Genomic DNA, 19004 nt, shown 5'->3' on the forward strand with positions numbered 1-19004 from the left:
GGCCGTCGCTGGGAGTTGACTTTCACTAGCCCCGCAAACGGGGAATGGATGAAAGGAACCTGCGATGGCCGACCTGGCTGTTATCGGAATCCTCATGGTGTCAATGGGATTCGTTATGTGGATAGGCCATGTTGTGGCCGGGATGGTCGGCACCGCCGACGAACGGCCGGAGGGCGGCCAATGAGCGCCGACGCGGTCATGTGGCTGGTCCTGCTGATTGCCGGACTGTGCCTCTTCGGCTACCTGCTGGCCGTCCTGATCCACCCGGAAAAGTGGTGAGCAGACTATGACTTTTAATGCTGCGTCTTTCATCGTCCAGGTGGCCGGACTCCTGCTGGTGCTGGCGGCCCTGCACAAGCCCTTTGGTATCTATCTGGCCCGGGTGTTCGAGGGCACAAAATCCAGCCGTCCCGAGCGCCTCTTCTACCGGCTTGCCGGAATCGACGCGGGTACTGAGCAGACCTGGTCCGTCTACCTGCGCAGCGTTCTGGCGTTTTCTGCTGTATCCATCCTGGCCGTGTACGGCCTCCAACGCCTCCAGGGCGTCCTGCCTGGCAGCGGCTCCCTGCCCGGCGTGGACCCGTGGATAGCCATAAACACCGCCGTTTCCTTTGTGACCAACACGAACTGGCAAACGTATGTGCCGGAGGCCACCGTGGGCATTTTCGTTCAGATGGCCCTGCTTGCGGTCCAGAACTTCCTCTCCGCAGCGGTCGGCATCGTCGTCGCCGTCGCCCTCATCCGCGGCATCGCCCGAACGAGGACGCAACGGCTGGGCAACTTCTGGGTGGATCTGTCCCGGACGTCGTTCCGGATCCTGCTGCCGATCGCGTTCATCGCGGCAGTGGTGATGGTCCTCGGCGGCGTGGTGCAGAACTTCTGGCCGACCGACGTCACGAACCAGTTCACCGGAGTCGGCCAGACCATTCCCGGCGGCCCGGTGGCGTCCCAGGAAGCCATCAAGGTCCTCGGGACCAACGGCGGCGGCTACTTCAATGCCAACTCCGCCCACCCGTTCGAGAACCCGAACGCCGTCATCAGCTTCTTCGAGGTGTTCCTGATCCTGCTCATCCCTTCGGCCCTGCCATACGCCTTCGGCCGGATGGTCGGCGACCAGAAGCAGGGCTACACCGTGGCTGCGGTAATGGGCTCCCTGTGGCTTGCTTCCACCACCCTGATGGGATGGGCCGTGGCTTCGGGCCAGGGCGCTGCGACCGCTGCGGCCGGCGGGCTGGGCGAAGGATTTGAACAACGCTTTGGTCCCGCGCCGAGCGCGATCTTCGCCGCGGCCACCACGCTGACCTCCACCGGCGCGGTCAACGTCGCCCATGACTCCCTGCCGCCGCTGGCCGGCGCAGTAGCCATGGTCAACATGATGCTCGGCGAAGTAGCCCCCGGCGGAACCGGCTCGGGGCTTTACGGCCTGCTTATTCTGTCGATCATCGCCGTCTTCATCGCCGGCCTGATGGTGGGGCGGACCCCGGAGTACCTGGGCAAGAGGATCGGCCCAACGGAAATGAAGCTCGCAGCCATGTACATCCTGATCACTCCCACGCTGGTGCTGGCCCTGTCCGGTATCACCGTCCTGCTGCCGGATGCAGTTGCCAACGCCCCGTCGACCGGTCCCCATCAGTTCAGTGAGGTGCTCTACGCCTTCACATCCGGGGCCAACAACAACGGGTCCGCTTTCGGCGGCATCACCACATCAGGGCCGTACCTCTCGGTCATGATGGGCCTGGCAATGCTGTTTGGCCGCTTCCTGCCGATTATCCTGGTGCTCGCCCTGGCCGGCTCCCTGGCCCGGCAAGGCAAGGTTCCCGCCTCCGCCGGTACCGTCCCCACCCACGGCTTGCTGTTCGGCGCCCTGCTGCTCGGCGTGACAGTAATTATGACCGCCGTGAGCTACTTCCCTGCCCTTGCCCTCGGGCCCCTCGCAGAAGGACTCCTCAAATGACCCGGTCCAGCTCGGCACCCGCCGCGGACACCGCCACCCGAACCTACGCCGACGGCAACCCCCTCGGCACCCCCGGCGAACACAAACACCACACAAAAACCCCGGCAAAACTGACGTTCGCAAGCGTTATGGCCGCCCTGCCTCTCGCAGTCCGGAAACTCGCGCCCGGGCAGATGATCCATTCCCCGGTCATGTTCACAGTGCTGGTGGGCGCCGCCTTGTGTACTGCGCTCTCCTTCTACCGGCCGTCGGCCTTCGGCATTGCGGTCACCGCCTGGCTATGGCTCACCGCACTGTTCGGCACACTGTCCGAATCCATCGCGGAGGGCCGCGGCAAGGCCCAGGCCGACAGCCTCCGCGCCAGCCGCCAGGGAATCTTGGCCCGGCTCCGGCAGCCCGACGGAGCCATCAAAGAGGTCCCCGGCACCGAGCTTCGGCTCAACGACGTCGTCATTTGCGAAGCGGGAGACGTCATCCCCTCGGACGGCGAAATCATCGAGGGCCTGGCCAGCGTCGACGAATCGACGATCACCGGCGAATCGGCGCCGGTGATCCGCGAATCCGGCGGCGACCGGTGTTCCGTCACCGGCGGTACAAAGGTCCTCTCGGACCGGATCGTCATCCGCATCACCGCCGAGCCCGGCGCGACGTTTGTCGACCGGATGATCAAGCTCGTCGAGGGCGCCGTGCGGCAGAAAACGCCCAACGAGATTGCTCTCCACGTGCTGCTGGTATCACTGACCATCGTCTTCCTGGCCGTGACCATGTCACTGGCGCCGTTCGCCGCCCTCGCCGGCGCAACGCCGTCGCCGATTGTGCTGGTTGCGCTGCTGGTCTGCCTGATCCCGACCACTATCGGGGCCCTGGTCCCGGCGATCGGCATCGCCGGGATGGACCGGCTGGTCCAGCACAACGTGCTGGCGACCTCCGGCCGCGCCGTGGAGACCGCCGGAGATATCACCACCCTCCTGCTCGACAAGACCGGAACCATCACCTACGGCAACCGCCGGGCCGTGAATTTCTTCCCCGCCCATGGTGTTGAGCCGGCCCGGCTTGTGGAAGCGGCCCGGGTCTGCAGCCTGGCCGACGAAACCCCGGAAGGACGGTCCATCGTGGATCTCGCCGCCGGGGACGGTGCTGCCGGGCAGGATCTGGCAACGCTGCAGCGCAGTTCCGGTGATTTCACTGTGGTCCCTTTCAGCGCCAGCACGCGTATGAGCGGGCTGGACCTTGACGGCCGGCAGATCCGAAAGGGCGCCACCTCTGCCGTGTCCGCGTTCGTTGCCGGTTACGGCGGCCACACCCCGGCGGAGGTCACGGACCGCGTCAACGACATCTCCGCCGGGGGCGGCACTCCCCTGCTGGTCGCCCAGGTGAGCCAGGACGGCAGCGCGGAAATTTTGGGGACCGTTCACCTCGCCGACGTCGTCAAACCCGGAATGCACGCCCGATTCGACGAACTGCGGAAAATGGGCATCCGCACCGTGATGATCACCGGGGACAACCCCGTTACCGCCCGGGCGATCGCCGCCGAGGCCGGCGTCGATGATTTCCTGGCCGAAGCAACCCCCGAGGACAAACTCGCGGTCATCAAAAAGGAGCAGGCAGCCGGCCGGCTCGTGGCCATGACCGGGGACGGCACCAACGACGCCCCTGCCCTGGCCGCGGCGGACGTCGGCGTCGCCATGAACTCCGGCACCCCCGCCGCCAAGGACGCTGCCAACATGGTGGACCTCGACTCCGATCCCACCAAACTCATCAATATCGTCGGCATCGGCAAGCAACTGCTGATCACCCGCGGGGCGCTGACCACGTTCTCGGTCGCCAACGACGTCGCCAAGTACTTCGCGATTGTGCCCGCCCTCTTCACCGCGGCCTTCCCGGGGCTCGGGCTGCTGAACATCATGGGCCTGGCAACCCCCTCCTCGGCCATCCTCTCCGCGGTGATCTTCAACGCCCTGGTCATCGTCGCCTTGGTGCCGCTCGCGCTCCGGGGTGTGAAATACCGCGCCGTCTCGGCCAATCAGGCGCTGGCCCGGAACCTGCTGATCTACGGGCTCGGTGGACTCATCGCCCCCTTCGTCGGCATCAAGATCATCGACCTGATCATTTCCCTCATCCCCGGCATCGGCTAGGAAGACCATTATGAACACTCTTACCGGCTATCTGCGCCAGGCCGGAACTGCGCTGCGGTTCCTGCTCCTCGCCGCCCTCGTCCTTGGCGCCGCCTACCCGCTGGCCGTCTTTGGCGTCGGGCAGCTGATCGCCCCGTACCAGGCCAACGGGTCCATCATCAAAGACAGGGCGGGAGCCCCGGCAGCGTCTGCCTTGATCGTCCAGGCCCCCGCCGACGACGCCGGCGTCCAGGATCCGCGGTGGTTCCATGCCCGGTCTTCCGCGGTGAAATGGGACCCGGCGTCGTCATCGGCCAGCAACCTCGGTCCCAATGATCCCAAGCTCTTGGACGCCGTCACCGCCAACCGGTCAGCTGTTGCTGGCGCCGAAGGCGTCGACGCGGAACGGGTGCCGGCAGACGCGGTAACTGCCAGCGGCTCGGGTCTGGACCCGGATATCTCCCCCGCCTACGCCCGGCTGCAGGTTCCCCGCGTTGCCAGGGCGCAGCACCTGAGCGCCGATGCGGTGATGTCCCTGGTCAACAAGCACACCAGCGGCGGCTTGGAGGCCTTCCTGGGCCAGCCTTCCGTGAACGTGACTGCCCTCAACATTGATCTCGCTGCCACGGTACAGTCCAAGTGAGAGTCCACCTGAGAGTCCGAGCGAAAGGATAAGTCCATGGCCCGTGGCACGCTGCGGATCTTCCTGGGAGCCGCGCCCGGGGTCGGTAAAACCTACGCGATGCTTGAGGAAGCGCACCGCTTAAGCCGGCGCGGCGAGGACGTTGTGGTCGCCTGGGCCCTGGACCATGGGCGCAGCGACACCAGTGCCCTGCTAGAGGGGCTGGAAGTTGTGCCGTCCAAGCACCTGGCATACCGCGGGACGGAGTTTGTGGAAATGGACCTGGACGCCGTTCTTGCACGGGCTCCCGGCACCTCGGTAGTGGACGAATATGCCCACTCCAACATTCCCGGCAGCCGCCATGCCAAAAGGTGGGAGGACATCGACGAACTCCTCGATGCCGGCATCAACGTTTTGTCCACGGTCAACATCCAGCATCTGGCATCCCTGGGCGACGTCGTCAGCGCCATCACCAACGTCCGCCAGGCCGAGACCGTGCCGGACGACATCGTCCGCCGGGCAGACCAGATCCACTTGGTTGACATTTCCCCTGAGCTGCTGCGCCAGCGGCTGGGCGATGGCAAAATCTACAGCGGCGACAAGATTGACGCGGCCCTGACGAACTACTTCCGGCTGGGCAACCTCACCGCCCTGCGGGAACTGGCACTTCTCTGGCTGGCTGACCGGGTGGATGAAGGCCTGGCCAGGTACCGCGCTGAACAGGGCATCGAGGCTACCTGGCCCGCCCGGGAGCGGATTGTTGTGGGCCTGACCGGCGGCCCCGAAGGGGAGATCCTGATCCGCCGCGGGGCCCGGATCCTGAACCGCGTCAATGGCGGGGACCTGCTGGCCGTGCACGTCCGGGCGGCTGACGGCGTGGCGGGCGAATCACCCCAAGCTCTCGAAGCCCAGCGTCGTTTGATCCTGGACCTGGGCGGCAGCTACCACGTCGTGACCGGCGAGGATCCGGCTGACGCGCTGCTGGACTTCGCCCGCAGCGTCAACGCCACCCAGATTGTCGTCGGCATCTCACGCCACAAGCGGCTCGCGGGCCTCCTGGGAAGCCTGCTCGGCGGCGGCACCGGGACCAGGGTCGTGCGCGACTCCGGTGACATCGACGTCCACATGGTCTCCCACCCCCTCGGCGGCCGCGGCGCCGGTCCGCGGCGGCAACGGGACCTCGGGCGGATCCGTGTCGCCGCGGGTTTTGTCCTGTCCGTCGTACTTCCTGTACTGCTGCAGATGCTGCTCTCGCTGAACCCGGACCGGAATGTTGCCACCGCAGCACTCATCCAGCTCGCCGGGTCCGTCGCCGTCGCGCTGGTCGGCGGACTCTGGCCCGCCGTCCTGGCCGCCCTCTGGAGCAGCCTCCTGGTCAACTATTTCTCCACACCCCCACTGGGCAACCTGACCATCAGCGACCCGCAGAATCTTCTCGCCCTGTTGGTCTTTGTGGGCGTCTCCGCGGCCGTTGCCGTCGTCGTCGACCTCTCCGCCCGCCGGTCCAAGGAAGCCTCGCGCGCACGGGCGGAGGCAGCCACGCTGGGGGACCTCACCCGCAGCGCCGGCCGTGCCGAGGACACCCTAAAGGGACTCCTCGATCAGGCCCTGGACGTGTTCCAGGTCAGTGGCGCGGTCCTCTACAGTTCCGCCGGAAACCCCGGCACTGGAGGGGCAGGGAAGGCCGGCTGGCGGCTCGTGGCACAGGCCGGCACAGTCCCTTCCGCCGGCCTTGACGGTGCGGAAAACATCGAAGAGATCGACTCCACAACCCGCCTCGTCCTCTCCGGACGGACACTGCCCGCCAGTGACAGACGGTTGCTCGGTGCGTTCGGCGTGCACCTGGCCGCGCAGCTGGAGCGCCAGCAGCTGGCGGCCAGCCGCCGGGACGTCGTGCGGCTTGCCGAGGGCAACACGATGCGGACCGCCATTCTCCGTGCGGTCTCCCACGACCTTCGGACACCGCTGGCGGGCATCAAACTGGCCGTCGGCGGCCTCAGGCAGCCGGACGTCCACTACACCGACGAGGAGGAACAAGAGCTGCTCGCGACCATAGACGAATGCTCTGACCGGCTGGATGCGCTGGTGGGCAACCTGCTGGACATGTCCCGGATCACCTCCGATTCCGTCAATCCGCTCATCAGGCCAGCGCGCTGGTACGACGTGATGCCTGCCGCTCTGCAGGGAATCCCGGCCGGCCGGGTGCGGATCGAGCTGCCCGGCAATATGCCCGAAGTCGAGGCTGACGCCGGAATGCTGGAACGCGTCATCGCAAATATCGTGGAGAACGCCGTCAAGTACGCACCGGACTCCGACGTTGTGATTGTAGGAGCAGCAGGCGGGCTCAGCCACGCAACGCTGGGTGGCCAGCCTGCGGGGGAACTGCGCATCATCGACCACGGCCAGGGCGTGCCGGCGGAAAGCGTCGTACGGATGTTCCAGCCGTTCCAACGCCTCGATGACGTCCCGCAGGCAACTGGCGTGGGTCTGGGACTGGCTGTTGCCAAAGGCTTCACCGAGGCGATGGGCGGAACCCTGACCGCGGAAGGGACACCAGCTGGCGGACTGACGATGGTGATCCGGCTGCCCCTCTCTCCCGGGGCGGCATTCCACCAGACTGGGGCCCAAACTGGTGGCCAAACACGGCGTCAGGCGCAGCCAGCCCTCCCGCGGCCGCTGAACACCCAACCCGCGTCCGCGACGGAGGCCACGCAGTGAACGACGTGCTTGTGGTCGACGACGATCCCCACATTCTCAAAGCCCTCAAGATCACCCTGCATGCGCACGGATACAACGTTGTGACGGCCCCCGACGGCGATTCCGCACTTAGGGCCGCCGCCCAACACAGCTTCGCCGTCATCGTGCTGGACCTGGGCCTGCCGGACATGGACGGAACGACCGTCATCAACCGTCTCCGGCAATGGAGCCGCGTCCCGATCCTGGTCCTGTCCGCACGGCACGGCTCCGAGGACAAGGTCCGGGCCCTGGATGCCGGAGCCGACGATTACGTCACCAAACCCTTTGGACTGGACGAGCTGCTGGCGCGGCTGCGGGCCGTCCAACGCCGCAGCATCCAGGCCGACGAAACGCCCATCGTATCCACTCCCGCTTTCACTGTGGACCTGGCTAAAAAACGCATCACCCGCAACGGGGAGGATGTTCGGCTGACCCCCACCGAATGGGGCATCCTGGAACTGTTGGTCCGGAACCCCGAGAAGCTCATCACGCAACAGCAGTTGCTCACCGAAATCTGGGGTCCTGCGTATGCCAAGGAAGCCAACTACCTGCGTGTGTATATGGCCCAGCTCCGCCGCAAGCTCGAACAAGAAGCCGGCAACCCCCGCCACTTCCTGACCGAGGCGGGCATCGGATACAGGTTCATGCCCTGACCCGCAGCCATAAACCCGGCCGGGCCTTTGCACTTGTGGCCCGCGTTGGGCAGGCTGGTCTGATTGGTGCCGGAGCTGGTTTGCGCCGAAGTCCGGCCGGGGTAACGGCCGATGGAAAATTGACGCCGCGGAGTTTTACGTTGTCCCCGGCAGGATGCCCGACGACACTTGCGACGGCAGTCTATGATTCCGGCGTCGGAAAGCGTTGTTATGCACCGCGTAGGCTCGAATGCCGGCGGCGCCGGGCGCGAACGCAACGAGGGTTCGCTGGGGGAAGCCTGCCCGCTGGCGGCGGATTGTCAGCATCGGGTAAACCGGGCTGCTTACCGGGCAGTCCCTGTGGTGCGGCGTGACGAATATCATACGTGGGGCTGGGCTGACAACGCCGCCCTGCGTTCTTGGACGATCACACCGTTGAAAGGGACCTCATGAAAATTGGCAACCGAGCGTGGATCATTGTCGCGGCCGCAGGACTTGCGGGCCTGACCGGATGCTCCGCCCCTGCCGGGCAGGCACCGAGCCAGGATCCGCCTGCCTCCACTTCATCCGCGGCGCAGGCATCGCCGGGTGCAACAACTCCGGGATCATCCGGGGCTTCCTCCGGACCGGCCGCACCGGACGGGGAAACCGTGATCAAAATCCGGGACTTCGCCTATGAGATGCCGGCGTCCGTCGCGCCTGGAGCGACAATCACTGTGATCAACGAGGACACCGCCCCGCACACGGTCACCGCCAAGGACGGTGGGGCGTTTAATGCGCAGGTGGCGGCCGGGCAAACTATAACCTTCACGGCCCCCAAGGACGCTGGCGATTACGCCGTCATCTGCACGTACCATCCCCGGATGGCCGGAACACTGGTCGTGAAATGACGCCGGCCAGGCAGCGCGTAGGCCGGTCGGCTGTTGTGCGGCTGGGCCTGCGCACCCTGATTGCTGCCGGGTTGGCGATCAGTGCGGTGATCCACTTCCAGCTTGCCGCCGGTTACCAAGAGGCCGCACCGGGCGGCGTCGGGCAGGGAACCCTGTTCCGAATCCACGCTGCGGGGTCGTTGCTGGCGGCGGTGTTTGTCCTGCTCAATGGGGGCTCGCGGGCCTTTATTGGGGCGGCAGTGATGTCACTCTCGGCGTTCGCCGCGGCAATCATTTACCGCTACGTTCAGCTGCCGGAGATCGGGCCGATCCCGGCTATGTATGAGCCTGTCTGGTACCCGGAAAAGGTCCTCGCCACCGTCGTCGAGGGGCTGGCCGGGCTGCTGTCCGTTGGTGGATATCTCCTGCTGCGCAAGGGCGCGCAAACGCGCGGGCCCGGCCCCACAGCAGCGGGCGCGAGCCCCCAGGGCCCGCCGGCGTAATTTATCTCACATCCAAACACATCTGGATCCCAATCCGCTCCGAACTACTGCTGTCCCTAACGTGGGACATCACGAACACTTGCATGAGGAGAATGCTTCGATGAAGAAGACACTGCGATTCATGGCAATACCCACCCTTGCTCTGGGAGCGCTCGCCCTTTCCGGTGCCCCGGCCATGGCGGCCGACGGGTCATACCAGTCCACACTGGGACAGATCAACGGCAGCTCCGCGTCCGGCACGGTCACCGTCGACGTCACGGGTAACCAGGCGCACGTTGTGCTGAAGGTTGCAGGACTGGCCCAGACCTTTATGGACGCGCCTTACCCGCATGTTCAGCACATCCACGGCGGTGCCAAGGGCGCGTGCCCGGCACCGGGTGCGGATATGGACGGCGACGGTGTGGTCAGCACAACAGAGGGAGCTCCGTCCTATGGCGGCATTGTCACCACGCTCTCCACCACCGGCGATACCAGCCCGGCCGCCGGGCTGGACCTCAAGGTCGCCGGTCAGGGCGCCAGCTACACCGTTGACCGCACGTTCGAATTGAACGCGGAAACTAAGGCTGCCCTGGAAGCCGGAACCGCGGTTGTGGTTGTCCATGGTCTCGACCCGGCCACGCTGAGCGCTGCCGGCCAGGCGGCGAAGAGCGATCTGGCGCCTACCCTGCCGCTGGCAGCAACATCGCCGGCCCTGTGTGGAACCCTGGCTGTCGGTCAAATGTCCATGCCGGTCGGTGGCGCTGACACCGGCGTCGCACAGGGTACCAGCGGAACGGACGCGGGAACGCTCGCGCTGGGTGGTGGCCTTGTGCTTGCAGCCGCCGCCGGCGGGGTTTATCTGGTTCGCCGCCGCCATTCCGGTTCAGCGGCTTAAGCACAGCTGCCCGGACTGTCATTATGACGACAACGAATTTCGGCCGCCGCGGAAGCCTGCTGGCCTCCGCGGCGGTTGGACTTCTGCTCCTTGCCGGCTGCTCGGCAGGCAACGCAGAAATATCCGCCGGCGCCTCCGGTGCGGCACGGTCAGCGTCGCCAACACCGAACACATCCACGGCTTCGGCGACGGCCACCAGCCCGGCACCGGCCACGGTGTCCGCCCAGGCCCTTCCCACTGTGCTGCCGAAATCTACTCCTGCCTCGCTCTCCATCCCGGCGATCGGCGTCCAGACTGAACTCCTCGGCCTGGGCCTGCGGGATAACAAGTCTCTTCAGGTGCCGCCGGACGGCCCCGGAGCACCGGCTGGCTGGTACAACGGATCACCCACCCCCGGTGAACGCGGACCGGCCGTCCTGCTGGGCCACGTCAACGCGGTCGGCGGCGGACCCGGAGTTTTCGCCAACCTCCGCAGCCTTACCGCTGGAACACCTGTCACCATCCAACGGACCGACGGCTCCACCGCAACGTTCACGGTTGACCGGGCCGCAGCTTATGGCAAGGACGCGTTCCCCACCCTGGAGGTCTACGGCAATACGACTGCGGCCGAACTGCGGCTGATCACCTGCGATGGATACGATCCAGCCACGGGACTGTTCGACGACAACTACGTCGTCTACGCCACGCTCCAAACCTGACCGTCCGGTCTGTGCAACATTGCCACGGCGGCTCCGTTGCAAAACGACGCGAGCGATAATTCACAAGGAAGTGGACGCGACATGAAATACCAAAATTCCTGGCTTGCAGCACTGGCCGCGGCGTCGCTGCTGCTGTCCGGCTGCGCTGCCGCCGGAGCCGCCGCTCCCGGCGCCGCGGCGCCGACGGCGTCGGAGACCCACGCGGCGGGGCACACCGGGGAGCAACACGATACCGGCACCGACGCCCCGGCCGCGGCCGAGGGCCCACCTGAAGCGGCCCAAATGGTGTGCGGGAAAGAGACGCAGGACAATATCTCTTCGAGCCTTGCCCTCAGCGCTGCCCCGCACAGCGTGAGCAGCTGGGCCGACAAACTCTTCACCTGTACCTATCACCTTGCCGAAGGAAGCTTCGTGATCTCCGTGAAGGAATCAGCTGATCCTGCAGCGGCTCGCCAGTACTTTGATGCGCTGCAAAGTGAAGCCGGGGATGCGGCGCCGATCCAAGGGCTTGCCAACCTCGGGTTCCCGGCCTACGAGACACCCCGGGGGTCAGTTGTTTTCCTGAAGGACAACATGACCCTGTCCGTGGACGCCACAGACCTGCCCGGAGCCGTCGGGCCGAACAGCGTCACACCCGCGGCATTTGCATACCAAATCGCAACCACCATCCTGGCCTGCTGGACCGAACACCCCTAAAGCGCCCGTTAGTGGTGGCTGTGCTCGCTAGCAACTCCTACGCCCCCGGCGGCGGCCAACGGTGGCGTCAGTGGTGGCTGAGGTGCTCGTCGTCTTTCCAGATGCCGTCACCGGGCATGTCGAGCCGGCCGGTCATCGGCTCTCGCCATTGCGGGGTGTCAGTGGGTTCTCCCCAGTAGTCGGTGACTCGCACGGCTTTCCCATCCTCAAGTTCGCCGATGGTCACGTTGCGGTAGAGCCGACCGTCGCCGTAGTTGCACGTCCACTCCACCACCACAACATCTTTCAGGTAGAGGCGTCTTCCAACCTCGAGCGTAAGTTCGGCGAAATTGCCCTCGACGCTGCCGATCAGCTTTTTGGTGCGCACGACCTCGCCCATTTGAGGCCATTGCCGCACCGCATTCTCGGCCAGAGGCACACCGAGGATGTAGGCGAGGCGGGTCTCACCGTTGGACGCCGCTTGATCAGCGTTCATCGAAATATCCCTCCGTCTGTCCCCTTGTCGCCGAGTGTTGTGCCTGACCGCGGCTTAGGGGCGGCCCGTCGGCTGATTGGATCTCCAGACTTTTTGCTGGCGTTGGGGCACACGGCCATCATCGACTAAACAACGCCGCGTTGGCAACGGTGTGTCCCAAACGGCAGTGGCAGGATCTGCCGGAATTCTCTACCCTGGCCCGCCTGCCGTGCATCCGTCAGTCCGGGCAACTACTGCGGCCCGTTCCGGTCGGCGGATAGAGGTGGCTGCCACCTGGTGGAATACCAGCAGTTACTCCGGCGGACGTTTGCGGAACGGTCGCAGCCTTGATAAGCAAGCGGTGACTTGCCTATAGTGAAGCCATGGTTGATGTCTTCCGAGCACTCGACGATGCGACACGGCGCACAGTCCTTGATGAGTTGTCAGTGCGCGACGGTCAAACCCTGTTTGAGATCTGTTCCATGCTGACGGTGCGGCATGGCCTCAGCCTCACGCGCCAGGCGATCTCACAGCACCTCGGCGTGCTTGAGTCGGCAGGCCTCGTAGTGACGGAGCGGCGCGGACGTTCCAAGTTCCACTACTTTAACCCTGAGCCAATCGCCGAGATTACCGGACGATGGACCGCCAGAAAGAGGATCGAAGAATGAAAATTGCCCTGACGAGCCTGTTCGTCGACGACCAGCGCGCTGCCCTTGCCTTTTACACGGACGTACTCGGTTTCTCGAAGCGCCACGACATCCCCCTCGGCGATGACTTCTGGATCACCGTTGTATCCCCCGAATCGCCGGATGGTCCGGAGCTGCTTCTCGAACCGTCGAGCCACCCGGCAGTAAAGCCGTATCGGGATGCCCTGGTCGAGGACGGCATTCCACTCGCTCAATTCGCCGTCGCCGACATCGAAGCCGAGCACTCCAGACTCACCAGCAGGGGCGTGGTGTTCACGCAGCCGCCAACTGACATCGGCACCGCTGTGGTGGCCGTCTTTGATGACACCTGCGGCAACCTCATCCAGCTCATCGAAATGAAGCGGGACGAGGACGACGCCGACTCCCGCTGAGCGAGCGACGGATTCGAACCACGGCTTCACCCAGCTGCGCGAACTCGGCGACGCCGTCTCGAAGATTCCGACCGAGAAGACCGAATCATGGGGAAAATCATGCGCCGTCGATTACTTCCGCCGTGGGCGCTTGTGTATCTGATGGGTCGATGGCCTCCACCGAGATCAAGATGAGGCCAAGATTTCGGACTTTCACCAGGAGCCCGTGCAGCGCCGGTTGATCAGGGACGAAACCGCGCAGGCTGGTCGTCCCATCGTCTTCGTGGGTCAGGGTAAGGTCGCCGAACCAGGCAGACCAGCGCTCGTCGAGGTGCCCATCCACCCGAAGCTGGTAGCCAGCGGGATCCTTTTGTCTGCGTCGCTGCCCCATTAGGACCAGGCCTCCGGCGCCGGCGGCCCGGTCCGGCTGCTGCAGCGGTGGATGACGACCTCAGCGACCGTGAGATTGATAGCCCACCCGGCGCCCAGCATAAGGTCGGTACTTAGCACGCTGGTGCCGAACGCTGCGTGTCCTATGCCTTGGGTGAATACCTGGGTGCCTGCTCCTAGGGCCAAGGCATAGGCCCGCGTCATCCATGCCTGGTGAAGGCTTATGTCGCCTCGGCGGACTGCCGCGAATCCCAGGACGATGCTGGCAGCCATGCCGGATCCGAAAGCCAGTCGAAACACATAAGCGAGTTCCCCGGTGCCCGGCTGGCGGGGGTAGAACAACGTCATCCACAGTGCAGATGCCGCCACTGCCAGGCCGAGTCCCAACAAAGCTCGTCCAGCCGTCCGGTGCCAAACCGGGTGGCGACGCCGGAGCCTGGGGGCGAATTGAAATGCGCCGACGACGGCGTATCCCACGGCGCAGACGATATGCACTGTCACAGCCAGGGGCGAGGCGGTCATCCGGGCGTTATCCGGGATAAGCGGCGGGCCGCCGGCCAGTTCCAACAGCCGCAGGCAACCGGCAGCGGCCGGAACCAGGACGAGGGCTACCAGCGCGAACGGCACCCACCCCACCTGGCGGGCCGGCCGGTGGGGACGCGCCGCCGCCTGAATGCTCACTTGGCGCCTGCTTGGTGGAGCGGTGAGCTGACCGTGCCGTTGAGGCGACGGGCAGCAGGGGCGCGCAAGCCGTGCCACAGCGAGTAGCCGAGGCCGATCATGGCTACACCGGTAGGAATAGCGAACAGCCGTTCGTTGACTTGCGGAAGCAGCGGGATGGCGAGAGTTGCCACGGATCCGGCGGCGAGCAGCACGGCGGCCCACCGGGCGAGGATGCCGGCGCGGAAGAGTCCGATGCCGAACAACAGGCCGCCGCCGAGGAAGGTGGCGGCCGAGGCCAGGTTCAGGAGCTGCATCAGGCCGATGTCGCCGCTGGCCTGGCCGCCCGTCACTACGGCAAAGACGTCGTTGACGTATCCGGGCGCCATTCGGGCAAGCGTTGGAAAGACAACAGCCCCGATGACTTCGACGCTCATCATCAAGAGGTAGCCGGCGCCGAACACGAGGTACCCGATCAGGCCCATCACTCCGGCCTGCCTCACCTGGCGCAGGTACATGCCGGTGATGCCGACCAGCGATAGGCCGGACATCAGCACCTTCAGGCTTTGTCGGACCGTGTACTCGGTGGTGGTGGCGAACTCTGCATCCAAGGGAGGGTGGCTGATCTGGACACCGATGAACAGCAAGCCTGCTGCGACGGCGGCCAGGCCGGCTGAGCGGGCGAGGCGGGCGGGTGTTATGGACATGTCTGGCTCCCTAATCGTAAGTCCCGGCCGCGTGGCGCTGCCGGATAACTCAAAGGTAGGGACGGATGGTGTGACCCGGCGTCACCCCATGATGTGACTGACAGGATGAAACATGATCGTGGTAGCGGCTAGATCAGCCCGTGGTCGCGGGCACAAAGAACCGCTGCTCGGCGGCTGGTTACGCCGAGTTTCGTGAAGACGTGTTTGGTGTGGGATCGCAAGGTGTTGTGCGAGATGAACAGTTCGCGGGCGATCTCCGGTCCGGTCAGCGCGCTGTCGAGGAGCTTGAGAACCTGGATCTCCCGCTCGCTGAGGGAGTCAACGGCCGACGCCGGGCGCTCCCCTGGCCTGGAGGTTTGCGCCGCAGACCCCTTGCCCAGGTTGAGCAGCCGTGACGCGTGGGCGACGGTGCCGCCGTCGTGCATTGCCGAACGCAACAACTCCACCATGGGCGCTCCTTCGTCCAGGAACAGCCGCACGTACTCATCGGGTTCAGACGCTTCCTCCCACGCGCAGCGAAGCGCTTCGAGCGCCAGTCGTCGATGCCCCTGCACGTGGTACACCAAACCCTGGAGCATAAGGATCTCCACCACGCTGCCCGCGCGCCCGGATGCCGAGGCATGGGTCAGCAACTCCGCCAACAGGCGGTGGACGCCCCGGACGGCGCCGCCTTCCGGGTCGGCCCGCTCCTGGGCAATCAACAGCCGCACCAGCGTCAGGTGATTGTATTCCCTGAGATAGCTGACCTCGTCCGTGACGGAAAGCCCCCGTTCACGTGCCCAGCCAGCAGCCTCCGACAAGGCGCCCTGGGCTATCCAAACGCGCGCCTTGATGGCGGCTATCGGGCGCACATCCGGGAAGAACCCGGGCCGGTAGAGCTCCTCCGCCTGGTCAAGAAAATCGATGGCGCGATCGTGGTTTCCTTCATCGCGGGCCACCAGTCCCGACGCCACGAACCACCGGTAACGGCTTTCCGTCATCGGTCCGCGGTGAACAAACGCCGCGGCCAGCTCAAGGTGCTGCTTGGCGTTGCCGAGGTCTCCGGCCTGGCGATCAATTTCGCCCAGCCCGACATGCAGGTCACTGCTCGCCCGGGCCATGGATCCACCGCGCGCCCGGGCCCGCTTCAGCGACTTCTGATACAGCCGGCGTGCCTCGCCGGGACGCCCCGTCGCGAGCCACAGGTCCGCGAGCACCACCGTGCCGCTGAGCTCGTCGACCAGGTTTCCGCCTGCTCGCAGGCTCGCCACAGCCTCGGAGAACGTCCGCGCCGCTCTCCGCACGTCGCCGGCAGCCCAGGCTGCGAGCCCCAGGAACCCGGCGGCCCCGCCGCGCGCGAGATGGTCATCCGGGCCGGCAAGCTCAAGTGCCTGCCGGGCATAAGACGAGGTGGCCGCCATATCACCCCGTGCCTGTGCGAGGGAAGCCCGATAAACAGCAATTGTCGACGGCAGTGTCTGGACCTCCTCTATGCCGGCCCAGGACGGCGTCGTTCCACCGCGTGACGCTGATTCCGGCACGCCGAGTTTCACTTCCGCAGCGAGTGCGCTACCCGCGTCATCGAGCCAGGACTCCACCCCGTCAAGGTCCCCGGAGGCCATCAGCATCCCGGCAAAGAAGACACTCAGGACCGGACTGCGGCGAATGGCATCCTCGGGAAGGACGCTCAGCCAACTATGCAATACGGCATCCTGGCGGTTGCGCCGCAGTACCGGCACCGCCAACTCCATCAGGTGCACGGCACGGTCGAAGTCGAAGGCGGCCAAGGCATGCCTGACGGCGTCCTCACTCTGGTCATGGGATTCATACCACCGGCTGGCGCGCTGGTGCAGTAACGGAATCCGTTCGGGGTGCTCGCTGAGGAGGCGGGCCCGCAGCACGTCGGCGAACAGGTTGTGGTAGCGGTACCACTCACGCCGATCATCCAGCGGGACGAGGAACAGGTTCGCCCGCTCCAAGGCCGTGAGCATTTGGCTCCCGTCGCCGCGCCCGGTAAGCGCATCACAGAGCGGACCGGTGAGCCTGTTGAGAACAGCCGAGTCCAGCAAGAACCGACGAACCGCATCAGGTTGATGCCGCAGCACCTCCTCGACGAGGTAGTCGAGCACATAGCGGTCGTTCCCGGCGAAGCGGGCGATGAAGCCGGCGACGTCGTCGTGCCGTTGGAGCGAGAGCGCGGCGAGCTGAAGCGCGGCAATCCACCCCTCGGTCCGTTCTTCCAGCGTCGCCACGTCGTCCGCGGCCAGGTCCAGTCCCGCCACTTCTTTGAGATAGGCGGCGGCCTCCTCCGAGGTGAAGCGCAGATCCGCGGCACGGATCTCGATCAGCTCGCCGCGCACCCGCCACCGGGACAGTGGCAGATCCGGGTCGGCCCGCGTGCTGATCACCACGTGCACGCGAGGCGGAAGGTGCTCAAGCAGGAAAACCATTCCCGCGCTGATATCGCCACTGTCGACCACATGGTAGTCATCGAGCACAAGCCAAACATCAGCGGCAGCCGCGGCCAGATCGTTCAGCATCGTCGCAAGAATAAGCTCGGTGGGCATTGGTCTGGACGCGATGAGCTCAAGCGCAACCGGACCGATGCCCGGCACCGCCATTTGGAGGGCATTCACTACGTAGGTCCAGAACGACGCAGGCTCGTTGTCCGCAGGGTCGAGCGCGAGCCAGGCAACACAGCGGGCTTCACCGGGCGTTTCAGCCAGCCACTCTGCGAGCAGCGTAGTCTTGCCGAAGCCAGCCGGAGCGGATATCAGCGTAAGCCGCGGCTCAGCTCCGCCACGCAAGCGTTCGCTGAGCCTGGGGCGAGGTACCAGGGCACGTCTCAGCTTCGGAACGAACAGCTTCGTAGCAATTATCGGATATGCCATGTGATCCCCGTTGGCCAAAAGTGTGTGGCAGATAACACCAGCCTACCGAGGCGCTGGTCAACATCGATGCCGCTTCGGCAGTGCGGCCGCCTCTGGCACTCAAACCCTCCCGGGGACGGGCCCTTGCTTTAACCGATCCCGCCCCATAAGTTCGCCTTGGCCCACTAACGCTGCAAGGCCGAACGGTCCTGTCCCGAAACGATATGCGCGGCACGAGAGCTGAAATAATGAATGACATGGATATTGTCCAGTTCCTGGAAGACCGGACCTCGGAGCAGGAGTCGGCGCTCCGAGCCGGGGCCTTCACACTCGGCTCATCCACGAATCCCGCTGATGGCAGCGAAGAAAACGCCACCGTACAGGAACGCATGCTGGAAGAATGCGCCCAGCAGCGAGCCCTCATTGCGAGCTGGAAGGAATCAGCCGCCGCGGAAGGGATCACCGACCCCGATGAAGCAACCGACACCATCGCCATCGCCAGGCGAACCATGCTCGTTCTGCTCGCAGGTGCCCACCGGGACCACCCGGACTACAATCCGGATTGGGACCCGGAACCGCCCACCATTGGACCCGGCGACCCGTCCCGGGGATAGATACCTTTTAGGACAACCCCCGGCCGCCTGCGTTGAATGACGGCTCGACTCCCGGCTTTTAACACTCCCCCGTCGGTGCCTCCGATCCCGGCCGGATCTACTGGGCCCGGCCGGCTGACGGGCCGCATCAGTTTTCCGGGGGTATCCATCAGCGGATCCTCATCGCGATGGCCATTGCCCTCGAGCCGCCCTTGTTGATCGCGGACGAACCGACGACAGCACTGGACGTTACCGTGCAAGCCCAGATCCTCGAGCTGCCGACCGCCTGGCTGTTATGTATGCCGGGCGAATTGTGGAAGCGGGCGACGCTGATGCTGGGCTCGGCTCCCCCGCCCATCCGTGCACTGATGCCCTCCTCTGTTCGGTGCCACAAGCCGCTATGCGCGACGCAGATCTCCTGAAGAACTCAGGCCTACTGCTCAACCTGAGGGAGCCACCGTGCCTTGTGCGCTCCGCATTTGCCGTTCCCGATGCCCCAGGAGCGTCGGGGTGTCCGCGCGACAAGTGATCAGGCCGCACGAACTGCGTGGTCTGCTGCCGATCAGCGGCCGCGGACACCGCGCCCGGCAGATCCT

The 19004-nt window shown here is 65.4% G+C and carries 20 protein-coding genes; 15 read left to right on the plus strand and 5 right to left on the minus strand.

What is annotated here, in order from left to right:
• Positions 1-180 precede the first annotated feature (180 nt).
• From ABIB49_RS16705 to ABIB49_RS16755, 11 genes are all read left to right on the plus strand, one after another.
• Positions 181-279 (plus strand): potassium-transporting ATPase subunit F, encoded by a 99-nt coding sequence (locus ABIB49_RS16705; RefSeq protein ID WP_226760016.1) that lies wholly within the window; start codon positions 181-183, stop codon positions 277-279.
• Positions 280-286: 7 nt separating this feature from the next.
• Positions 287-1954: a potassium-transporting ATPase subunit KdpA gene (gene kdpA / locus ABIB49_RS16710; protein WP_354157390.1), complete on the plus strand. Its 1668-nt coding sequence runs from the start codon at positions 287-289 to the stop codon at positions 1952-1954.
• Positions 1951-4089, plus strand: coding sequence for a potassium-transporting ATPase subunit KdpB (kdpB, locus tag ABIB49_RS16715; protein ID WP_354157391.1), 2139 nt, complete (start codon positions 1951-1953; stop codon positions 4087-4089). Before kdpA ends, kdpB begins: the two co-directional genes overlap by 4 nt.
• Positions 4090-4099: 10 nt before the next feature.
• Entirely contained in the window at positions 4100-4711 is a 612-nt protein-coding gene (gene kdpC / locus ABIB49_RS16720; RefSeq protein ID WP_226776480.1) for a K(+)-transporting ATPase subunit C, read from the plus strand.
• 36 nt (positions 4712-4747) lie between these two features.
• Complete coding sequence (locus ABIB49_RS16725) at positions 4748-7408, plus strand: DUF4118 domain-containing protein (protein WP_226776481.1); 2661 nt, start codon at positions 4748-4750, stop codon at positions 7406-7408.
• The gene (locus ABIB49_RS16730; protein ID WP_226776482.1) at positions 7405-8079 is read left to right on the plus strand and encodes a response regulator; all 675 of its coding nucleotides are present in this window, start codon (positions 7405-7407) and stop codon (positions 8077-8079) included. Before ABIB49_RS16725 ends, ABIB49_RS16730 begins: the two co-directional genes overlap by 4 nt.
• Before the next feature lie 428 nt (positions 8080-8507).
• Positions 8508-8948, plus strand: a complete 441-nt coding sequence (locus ABIB49_RS16735) for a cupredoxin domain-containing protein (protein WP_226776483.1) — start codon at positions 8508-8510, stop codon at positions 8946-8948.
• Complete coding sequence (locus tag ABIB49_RS16740; RefSeq protein WP_226776484.1) at positions 8945-9430, plus strand: hypothetical protein; 486 nt, start codon at positions 8945-8947, stop codon at positions 9428-9430. Before ABIB49_RS16735 ends, ABIB49_RS16740 begins: the two co-directional genes overlap by 4 nt.
• 100 nt (positions 9431-9530) lie before the next feature.
• On the plus strand, positions 9531-10304 hold the full coding sequence (locus ABIB49_RS16745; protein WP_226776485.1) for a GVDTG sorting domain-containing protein: 774 nt from the start codon (positions 9531-9533) through the stop codon (positions 10302-10304).
• Positions 10305-10327: 23 nt separating this feature from the next.
• Complete coding sequence (locus ABIB49_RS16750; RefSeq protein WP_226776486.1) at positions 10328-11002, plus strand: class F sortase; 675 nt, start codon at positions 10328-10330, stop codon at positions 11000-11002.
• Between the two features lie 81 nt (positions 11003-11083).
• A complete protein-coding gene (locus ABIB49_RS16755) occupies positions 11084-11698 on the plus strand; it encodes a hypothetical protein (protein ID WP_226776487.1) in 615 nt (204 codons plus the stop codon).
• 67 nt (positions 11699-11765) lie between these two features.
• Here ABIB49_RS16755 and ABIB49_RS16760 read toward each other — a convergent pair whose 3' ends face one another.
• Complete coding sequence (locus tag ABIB49_RS16760; protein WP_226776488.1) at positions 11766-12173, minus strand: nuclear transport factor 2-like protein; 408 nt, start codon at positions 12171-12173, stop codon at positions 11766-11768.
• A 362-nt stretch (positions 12174-12535) separates the two neighbouring features.
• Here ABIB49_RS16760 and ABIB49_RS16765 point away from each other — a divergent pair, with 362 nt between their 5' ends.
• Both ABIB49_RS16765 and ABIB49_RS16770 read left to right on the plus strand, forming a co-directional pair.
• Positions 12536-12820 (plus strand): ArsR/SmtB family transcription factor, encoded by a 285-nt coding sequence (locus ABIB49_RS16765; RefSeq protein WP_226776489.1) that lies wholly within the window; start codon positions 12536-12538, stop codon positions 12818-12820.
• Entirely contained in the window at positions 12817-13230 is a 414-nt protein-coding gene (locus ABIB49_RS16770) for a VOC family protein (RefSeq protein ID WP_226776490.1), read from the plus strand. Before ABIB49_RS16765 ends, ABIB49_RS16770 begins: the two co-directional genes overlap by 4 nt.
• Before the next feature lie 97 nt (positions 13231-13327).
• Here ABIB49_RS16770 and ABIB49_RS16775 read toward each other — a convergent pair whose 3' ends face one another.
• The 4 genes from ABIB49_RS16775 to ABIB49_RS16790 form a co-directional block, all read right to left on the minus strand.
• Positions 13328-13600, minus strand: a complete 273-nt coding sequence (locus ABIB49_RS16775) for a DUF8691 family protein (RefSeq protein ID WP_226776491.1) — start codon at positions 13598-13600, stop codon at positions 13328-13330.
• The gene (locus tag ABIB49_RS16780) at positions 13600-14280 is read right to left on the minus strand and encodes a DUF2306 domain-containing protein (protein WP_354157392.1); all 681 of its coding nucleotides are present in this window, start codon (positions 14278-14280) and stop codon (positions 13600-13602) included. The genes ABIB49_RS16775 and ABIB49_RS16780 overlap by 1 nt, the downstream gene beginning before the upstream one ends.
• A complete protein-coding gene (locus ABIB49_RS16785; RefSeq protein ID WP_354157393.1) occupies positions 14277-14966 on the minus strand; it encodes a hypothetical protein in 690 nt (229 codons plus the stop codon). Before ABIB49_RS16785 ends, ABIB49_RS16780 begins: the two co-directional genes overlap by 4 nt.
• 128 nt (positions 14967-15094) lie before the next feature.
• On the minus strand, positions 15095-17752 hold the full coding sequence (locus ABIB49_RS16790) for a winged helix-turn-helix domain-containing protein (protein ID WP_354157394.1): 2658 nt from the start codon (positions 17750-17752) through the stop codon (positions 15095-15097).
• A 320-nt stretch (positions 17753-18072) separates the two neighbouring features.
• Here ABIB49_RS16790 and ABIB49_RS16795 point away from each other — a divergent pair, with 320 nt between their 5' ends.
• A complete protein-coding gene (locus tag ABIB49_RS16795) occupies positions 18073-18429 on the plus strand; it encodes a DUF6221 family protein (protein ID WP_354157395.1) in 357 nt (118 codons plus the stop codon).
• A 161-nt stretch (positions 18430-18590) separates the two neighbouring features.
• Positions 18591-18830, plus strand: coding sequence for a hypothetical protein (locus ABIB49_RS19315; protein ID WP_502913826.1), 240 nt, complete (start codon positions 18591-18593; stop codon positions 18828-18830).
• Positions 18831-19004 lie beyond the last annotated feature (174 nt).

The organism is Arthrobacter sp. UYCu512 (assembly GCF_040547075.1).
Classification (GTDB): Bacteria; Actinomycetota; Actinomycetes; order Actinomycetales; family Micrococcaceae; genus Arthrobacter.

What these genes read in the sequence shown, in the direction of transcription:
- kdpC (WP_226776480.1), top strand. Translation starts at nt 4,100, where the DNA reads ATGAACACTCTTACCGGCTATCTGCGCCAGGCCGGAACTGCGCTGCGG.
- ABIB49_RS16725 (WP_226776481.1), top strand. Translation starts at nt 4,748, where the DNA reads ATGGCCCGTGGCACGCTGCGGATCTTCCTGGGAGCCGCGCCCGGGGTC.
- kdpB (WP_354157391.1), top strand. Translation starts at nt 1,951, where the DNA reads ATGACCCGGTCCAGCTCGGCACCCGCCGCGGACACCGCCACCCGAACC.
- ABIB49_RS16745 (WP_226776485.1), top strand. Translation starts at nt 9,531, where the DNA reads ATGAAGAAGACACTGCGATTCATGGCAATACCCACCCTTGCTCTGGGA.
- ABIB49_RS16775 (WP_226776491.1), bottom strand. Translation starts at nt 13,600, where the DNA reads ATGGGGCAGCGACGCAGACAAAAGGATCCCGCTGGCTACCAGCTTCGG.
- ABIB49_RS16770 (WP_226776490.1), top strand. Translation starts at nt 12,817, where the DNA reads ATGAAAATTGCCCTGACGAGCCTGTTCGTCGACGACCAGCGCGCTGCC.
- ABIB49_RS16750 (WP_226776486.1), top strand. Translation starts at nt 10,328, where the DNA reads ATGACGACAACGAATTTCGGCCGCCGCGGAAGCCTGCTGGCCTCCGCG.
- ABIB49_RS16735 (WP_226776483.1), top strand. Translation starts at nt 8,508, where the DNA reads ATGAAAATTGGCAACCGAGCGTGGATCATTGTCGCGGCCGCAGGACTT.
- ABIB49_RS16705 (WP_226760016.1), top strand. Translation starts at nt 181, where the DNA reads ATGAGCGCCGACGCGGTCATGTGGCTGGTCCTGCTGATTGCCGGACTG.
- ABIB49_RS16785 (WP_354157393.1), bottom strand. Translation starts at nt 14,966, where the DNA reads ATGTCCATAACACCCGCCCGCCTCGCCCGCTCAGCCGGCCTGGCCGCC.
- ABIB49_RS16765 (WP_226776489.1), top strand. Translation starts at nt 12,536, where the DNA reads ATGGTTGATGTCTTCCGAGCACTCGACGATGCGACACGGCGCACAGTC.
- ABIB49_RS16740 (WP_226776484.1), top strand. Translation starts at nt 8,945, where the DNA reads ATGACGCCGGCCAGGCAGCGCGTAGGCCGGTCGGCTGTTGTGCGGCTG.
- kdpA (WP_354157390.1), top strand. Translation starts at nt 287, where the DNA reads ATGACTTTTAATGCTGCGTCTTTCATCGTCCAGGTGGCCGGACTCCTG.
- ABIB49_RS16795 (WP_354157395.1), top strand. Translation starts at nt 18,073, where the DNA reads ATGGATATTGTCCAGTTCCTGGAAGACCGGACCTCGGAGCAGGAGTCG.
- ABIB49_RS16760 (WP_226776488.1), bottom strand. Translation starts at nt 12,173, where the DNA reads ATGAACGCTGATCAAGCGGCGTCCAACGGTGAGACCCGCCTCGCCTAC.
- ABIB49_RS16755 (WP_226776487.1), top strand. Translation starts at nt 11,084, where the DNA reads ATGAAATACCAAAATTCCTGGCTTGCAGCACTGGCCGCGGCGTCGCTG.